A 6,150-nucleotide genomic window follows, 5' to 3' on the forward strand; every position below is an offset into this window, starting at 1 on the left:
CCGCCCGAGTGCGGGACGAAGACGGCGGGCGTCTGGTGCTGCTGCACCAGGCGGCGCGCGTTGATCGCGGCGTCGGCGGGCGCGTACCGGTCGTCGAGCGCGACGAGTTCCATCCGGTACTTCTTGCCGCCCACTTCCAGGCCCGCGGCGTTGACCTCCCGGATCGCCATCTCCAGGCCGTTGACCACGTTCCTGCCGTACAGCGCGGCGCCGCCGCTGAGCGGGCCGGTAAAGCCGATCTTCACGCGCTCCTGCGTGCACGCGGCGCCGCTGCCCAGGGTGGCCAGGGTGGCCAGCAGCGCGGCGGCCAGCGGCAGCACGCCGAGTCTGCGGCGGCCGGGGCGAGGAGGGGAGGGGCATGCCATGGCGATGTTTCCTGAAGTCGGGCAGGAAATGTACCGCACGGGACAGAATGACCGGCCGCTCAAGCGCCGATATACGCCGCGCGCACGGCCTCGTTGTGCAGCAGCGCATCGCGCCCGCCTTCGAGTGCGATGCGCCCGCGCTCGAGCACGTAGGCGCGGTGCGCGATGGCCAGCGCCAAGCAGGCGTTCTGCTCGGCCAGCAGCACCGTGGTGCCCTGCTGGTTGATGCGCTCGATGACCGCGAACACCTGCCGGACGATCAGCGGCGCCAGACCCAGCGAGGGCTCGTCGAGCAGCAGCACCTTGGGCCGCCCGAGCAGCGCGCGGCCGATGGCGACCATCTGCTGCTGTCCGCCCGAGAGCGAGCCCGCGGGGACGTTCTGCCTGTGCGCAAGCATCGGGAACAGCGCGAACATTTCGTCGAGCGTGCGCGCGACGGCGGCCTTGTCGCGCCGGTGCAGGTACGCGCCGAGGAGCAGGTTCCGGCGCACCGAAAGCAGCGGGAACAGCTTGCGGCCCTCGGGGCAGTGCACCAGGCCCGAGGCCACGATCTGCGCCGGCCGCCGGCCCGTGATGTCCTTGTTCTCCAGGCGGATGCAGCCCGCGCTCGGGCGCTGAATTCCGCTCGCGGCCATGAAGATCGAGGTCTTGCCCGCGCCGTTCGCGCCGAGCAGCACCACCAGTTCGCCGGGCGCGGCGTGCAGCGTCACGCCGCTGAGTGCGCGAAAGCTGCCGTAGTGCAGGTCCACGCCCTCAAACCGCAGCATGCGCGGCTCCCAGGTAGGCTTCGATGACCCGCGGGTCGCGGCGGATTTCGGCGGGCGTTCCTTCGGCGATCTTGGCGCCGTTGTGCAGCACGACGATCTTGTCGGCGAGCTGCATGACCATGTCCATCTTGTGCTCGATCAGGCACACGCTCTTGCCGTGCGCCACCAGCTTGCGGATCAGCGCCGCCAGGCCCACGGTCTCCTGCGGGTTCACGCCGCTCGCGGGCTCGTCGAGCAGCAGCAACTGCGGGTCGGTGGTCAGCGCCAGCGCGCAGGCCACGCGCTTGCGTTCCTCCTGCGTGATGTCGGCGGCGCTGCGCGTGGCGACGTGCGCCAGGCCGACGAAGTCCAGCGCCTCCTGCGCCTTGTCGCGGCAGCGTTTCTCCTCCGCGCGCAGGCGCTGGCTGCCGACGAGCACGTCCCACAGGCCCGAATGCGTGCGCAGGCGGTGGCCCACGATCAGGTTGTCGAGCACGCTCGCGTTGTCGAAGAGCTGCGTGCTCTGGAAGGTGCGCGCGATTCCCAGGCGCGCCACATGGTCGGGGCGCATTCCGGTCACGTCGCGGCCCTCGAAGCGGATGCGGCCCGCGCTCGGCCTGTGCGTTCCCGCGATCAGGTTGAAAAACGTGGTCTTGCCGGCGCCGTTGGGGCCGATGATGGCGCTGATCTGGCCGCGTTCGAAGCGCGTGCTCACGCGGTCAACCGCGGTCAGGCCGAGGAAGCGCTTGCTCAGGGCGTCGATCTCAAGCATGGGGCGGCGCCGGTGTTTCGGTCGCAAAGGGGGAGGATACGGTGGAGCGGCCGCCCGACGCTGCGCGCCGCGCACGGTGCCGGAGCCAGCTGCCCACGATGCCGTCGGGCAGGAAGATGATCAGCACGACCAGCAGCGGGCCGAACACCAGCATGCGGTAGTCCTGCAGGAACTGCAGGCTCTGCGTCAGCCCGGTCATGAGGCAGGTGCCCACCAGCGGCCCGAGCAGCGTGCCGATGCCGCCCACGAGCATGAACATCACGAGATCGAAGGTCAGGGACTCGCTGGCAAGGTCGGGTCCGAGAACGCGCACCTGCCCGGCGTAGAGCCCGCCTGCGAAGCCGGCGTAGAGCACCGACAGCACGAAGGACAGCGTCTTGGTGCGCATCAGGTCGATTCCCAGCGCCTCGGCCAGCGCGTCGCCGTTGCGCACCGCGATGAAGCTGCGGCCCAGCAGCGAGCGCACGATGCGCGCCATGACCCAGATGCCCAGCGCCAGAAAGGCCAGCGCCAGGTAGTACTGCGCCAGCGGCGTGGCAAACTGCAACGGCCCGATGCCCGGGGGCACGGGGATTCCCATGATTCCCACCGGACCGTGCGTGAGGCGCTCCCACTTCTCGATCAGCAAAAACAGGATGTAGCCCACGCACAGCGTGAAGATCGAGAAATAGTGGCCCCTGAGCCGCAGCGACAGGACGCCGATGAAAAAGCCCAGCAGCGCCGTGACCCCGCCCGCGAGCACGAAGGCGATCCAGAACGGCAGCTGGTGGTCCACCGTGAGGATTCCCACCGTGTACGCGCCCACCGCCATGAACGCGCCGTGCGCGAGGTTCAGCTGCCCCGTGTAGCCGGTGATGAGGTTCAGCCCCAGCGCGGCGATTCCCATGATGCACGCCTGCGTCGCCACCGAGATCAGGTAGCTGCTCTGCGCCAGGAGCGGGAACACGAGCGCGCCCAGCGCGAGCAGCGCCCAGCCGCAGCGGCCCTGGAAAAGCGCGCCCATGTCAGCCGGCTCCCCGCGGCGCGAACAGGCCCTGCGGGCGCAGCGAGAGGATCACCACCAGCAGCACGAAGGCGATGAGGTCCTTGTAGTCGGTGGAAAAATAAAAGCTGCCGAAGCTCTCGGCCATGCCGATGATCAGCCCCCCCGCGATGGCGCCCGGAAAGCTGCCCATTCCGCCCAGGATGATGATCACGAAGGCCTTGGTGATCACCAGGTGGCCCATGTGCGGGTACACGAGGTTGATCGGCGCGTAGAGCACGGCGGCCACGGCCGCGAGCGCGCCCGAGATGGCGAACACCAGCAGCGTGACGCGCGTGGCGTCGATTCCCACCAGCGCCGCGCCCTCGCGGTTCTGCGCCAGCGCGGCGATGCTCGCGCCCAGCAGCGTGTGGTTCAGGAACAGGTGCAGCAGCGCCATCAGGCCGAAGGCGCTGGCGATGATCAGCAGCCGCTGCAGCGGCGCGGTCAGGCCGAACACCTCGACGACCTGGCCGTAGGGCGTGGGCATGCGCTGGAAGTCGGCACCGAACAGCGCCTGCGCGCCGGCCTCGAGGAACAACAGGACGCCGATGGCCGCGATCATGTCGTGCAGTTCGGGCGCGTTGCGCAGCGGATGGAACACGAGCCGCTCGGCGAGCATCGCGAGCGCCGCCCCCACGGCCGCCGCGCCCGCCATTGCCAGCCAGTAGTTCAGGCCCAGCGCCGTCATCAGGTAGTAGCCCACGAAGGCCCCGGCCATGTAGAAGGCGCCATGCGCGAAATTCGGCACGTGCAGGATGCCGTAGACCAGCGTCAGCCCCAGGGCCACCAAGCTGTAGACACCGCCGACGGTCAGGCCGTTGAGCAGTTGCTGAAAAAACAATCCCACGTCGTCCTCTCGCGCACGAAAGCCAGGGCCATTGCAGTCGGTGCGGGAGGGCCACGGCCCCTGCGGACAGCCCCGACGCTGCGTCAATAAGAAGCGCAGTGTAACGCGTCGTAACGACGCGCCGTCCGGGGCCGTGTCACAGGTCCGGGAGCCGGTAGTCCTTGAGCTGCTCGCGCAGCCGGGTCTTGAGCATTTTGCCGGTGCCGCCCAGCGGGATGGCGTCGACGAATAGTACGTCGTCGGGGATCTGCCAATTGGCGGCCTTGCCCGCGTAGAACGCGAGCAATTCCTCGCGCGTGAGTTCGGCGCCCGGGCGCTTGACCACGGCCACGATGGGGCGCTCGGCCCACTTGGGGTGCGGCATTCCCACGCAGGCGGCCATGGCGACGGCGGGGTGCGCCATGGCGATGTTCTCGATGTCGATGGAGCTGATCCACTCGCCGCCGGACTTGATCACGTCCTTGCTGCGGTCGGTGATCTGCATGAAGCCGTCGGCGTCGATGGTCGCCACGTCGCCGGTGGGAAACCAGCTGCGGCCCTGCGCGTCGCGGATGATCGGATCACCGCCCTCGCCCTTGAAATAACGCTCCACGATCCAGGGGCCCCGGACCAGCAGATCGCCGGAGGTCTTGCCGTCCCAGGGCAGTTCCTTGCCGTTGCCGTCGACGATCCGCATGTCCACCCCGTAGATGGCGCGGCCCTGCTTTTGCAGAATCTTCATCTGCTCCTCCCGGGGCAGCGCAAGGTGCTTGTTCTTGAGCGAGGACAGGGTTCCCAGAGGGCTCATCTCGGTCATTCCCCAGGCGTGCATGACCTCCACGCCGTAGTCCTCGCGGAACGCGTGGATCATCGCCGGCGGGCAGGCCGAACCGCCGACCACGGTGCGCTGCAGCGTGGAAAAGCGCAGGCCGGCGGGCTTCATGTGGCCCAGCAGCATCTGCCACACGGTGGGCACGCCGGCGGCGTAGGTGACTTTCTCGGTTTCGAGCAGCTCGTAGATCGACTTGCCGTCCATCGCGGGGCCGGGGAACACGAGCTTGCAGCCCGTGAGCGCGGCCGAGTACGGAATGCCCCAGGCGTTCACGTGGAACATGGGAACGACGGGCAGTACGCAGTCGCGCGCCGAAAGGCACATCACGTCCGGCAGCGCCGCGGCATACGCATGCAGCGTGGTGGAGCGGTGGCTGTACAGCGCGGCCCTGGGGTTGCCCGTGGTGCCGCTGGTGTAGCACATGCTCGACGCCGAGTTCTCGTCGAACTGCGGCCAGGCGTACTCGGGCGCTTGCGCACCGATCAGGGCCTCGTAGCTCGCCAGGCCCGGGACGCCGGAGTCTGCGGGCAGCCGGTCCGCGTCGCACAGGGCGAGCCACAGCTTCACCCCGGGGCACTTGGCATGCACGGCCTGCACCAGCGGCAGAAAGCTCAGGTCGAAACACAGCACCTGGTCTTCGGCGTGGTTCACGATCCAGGCAATCTGGTCCGGGTGCAGGCGCGGGTTGATCGTGTGCAGCACGCGGCCCGAGCCGCTCACGCCGAAGTACATCTCCATGTGGCGGTAGCCGTTCCAGGCCAGGGTGGCCACGCGGTCGCCGAACGCAAGCCCCCGTGCGTCGAGCGCATGCGCCAAGCGGCGCGCACGCGCCGCCAGATCGCGGTACGTGCAGCGGTGCACGTCGCCCTCGACCCGGCGGGAGACGATTTCGGCGTCGCCATGGTGGCGCTCGGCGAACTCGATCAGCGACGAGATCAGCAACGGTTGGTTCTGCATCAGACCCAGCATGGGTGGCTCCTTGGGGGTGTTGTAGTGGACGAAATGATCACTGTAACGGAGGGCCGGGCGAGTGTAGTTTTTCGGGGCCGGCGTGCGCAGCGGAAAATCCCGTAGACAGGCCGCGCGCCCCGGTCAGGGCGCCAACCTTTCCCGGACCCATTCCCCCGCATCGAGCCGATACCGCAGCCGGTCGTGCAGGCGGCTCCTGCGTCCTTGCCAGAACTCCCACTGATCGGGCCGCAGTCGGTACCCGCCCCAATGCGCAGGGCGGGGGGGTGGAGCAGAAACTGCGCGCCGTAGCGCGCGGCATGCGCCAGCAGCACGCTGCGGCCGGAGATGACCTGGCTCTGCGGGCTGGCCCAGGCGCCGATGCGCGAATCGAGCGGCCGGCTGTGGAAATAGGCGTCGCTTTCCTCGGCGCCGACCTTTTCCACGGCGCCCTCGATGCGCACCATCCGCTCCATCTCGACCCAGTGGAACTGCAGGGCCGCGCAGGGGTTGCCCGCGATCTCGCGGCCCTTGCGGCTGTCGTAGTTGGTATACCAGACGATGCCGCGCTCGTCGTAGCCCTTGATGAGCACGATGCGCGTGCTGGGGCGCATATCGCTGCCCACGGTGGCCAAGG

Annotated in this window: 6 protein-coding genes and 1 pseudogene; all 7 read right to left on the bottom strand. The window is 68.8% G+C overall.

The annotated features are described in order from the left end of the window. Positions 1–365: ABC transporter substrate-binding protein (locus VTU_RS25660; protein ID WP_169315368.1), on the bottom strand; the 365-nt coding region annotated here is incomplete at its 3' end. A gap of 59 nt (positions 366–424) precedes the next feature. Continuing rightward, positions 425–1,132: an ABC transporter ATP-binding protein gene (locus VTU_RS0104370; RefSeq protein ID WP_010101192.1), complete on the bottom strand. Its 708-nt coding sequence runs from the start codon at positions 1,130–1,132 to the stop codon at positions 425–427. Beyond that, positions 1,119–1,883: an ABC transporter ATP-binding protein gene (locus VTU_RS0104375; protein ID WP_010101194.1), complete on the bottom strand. Its 765-nt coding sequence runs from the start codon at positions 1,881–1,883 to the stop codon at positions 1,119–1,121. Before VTU_RS0104375 ends, VTU_RS0104370 begins: the two co-directional genes overlap by 14 nt. After that, complete coding sequence (locus tag VTU_RS0104380; RefSeq protein ID WP_010101196.1) at positions 1,876–2,886, bottom strand: branched-chain amino acid ABC transporter permease; 1,011 nt, start codon at positions 2,884–2,886, stop codon at positions 1,876–1,878. The genes VTU_RS0104375 and VTU_RS0104380 overlap by 8 nt, the downstream gene beginning before the upstream one ends. A 1-nt stretch (position 2,887) precedes the next feature. Then, positions 2,888–3,754: a branched-chain amino acid ABC transporter permease gene (locus tag VTU_RS0104385; RefSeq protein ID WP_029554101.1), complete on the bottom strand. Its 867-nt coding sequence runs from the start codon at positions 3,752–3,754 to the stop codon at positions 2,888–2,890. 136 nt (positions 3,755–3,890) lie between these two features. Further along, positions 3,891–5,534 (bottom strand): 3-(methylthio)propionyl-CoA ligase, encoded by a 1,644-nt coding sequence (locus VTU_RS0104390; protein ID WP_010101199.1) that lies wholly within the window; start codon positions 5,532–5,534, stop codon positions 3,891–3,893. 123 nt (positions 5,535–5,657) lie between these two features. Further along, positions 5,658–6,150 (bottom strand): annotated as a pseudogene (pdxH, locus tag VTU_RS25665) (pyridoxamine 5'-phosphate oxidase); the annotation flags it as partial.

The sequence above is a fragment of the Verminephrobacter aporrectodeae subsp. tuberculatae At4 genome, assembly GCF_000193225.1.
Lineage (GTDB): Bacteria > Pseudomonadota > Gammaproteobacteria > Burkholderiales > Burkholderiaceae_C > Acidovorax > Acidovorax aporrectodeae.

Excerpts from the sequence above, each read along its gene's own strand:
- VTU_RS0104390 (WP_010101199.1), bottom strand. The coding sequence starts at position 5,534 with ATGCTGGGTCTGATGCAGAACCAACCGTTGCTGATCTCGTCGCTGATC.
- VTU_RS0104380 (WP_010101196.1), bottom strand. The coding sequence starts at position 2,886 with ATGGGCGCGCTTTTCCAGGGCCGCTGCGGCTGGGCGCTGCTCGCGCTG.
- VTU_RS0104375 (WP_010101194.1), bottom strand. The coding sequence starts at position 1,883 with ATGCTTGAGATCGACGCCCTGAGCAAGCGCTTCCTCGGCCTGACCGCG.
- VTU_RS0104370 (WP_010101192.1), bottom strand. The coding sequence starts at position 1,132 with ATGCTGCGGTTTGAGGGCGTGGACCTGCACTACGGCAGCTTTCGCGCA.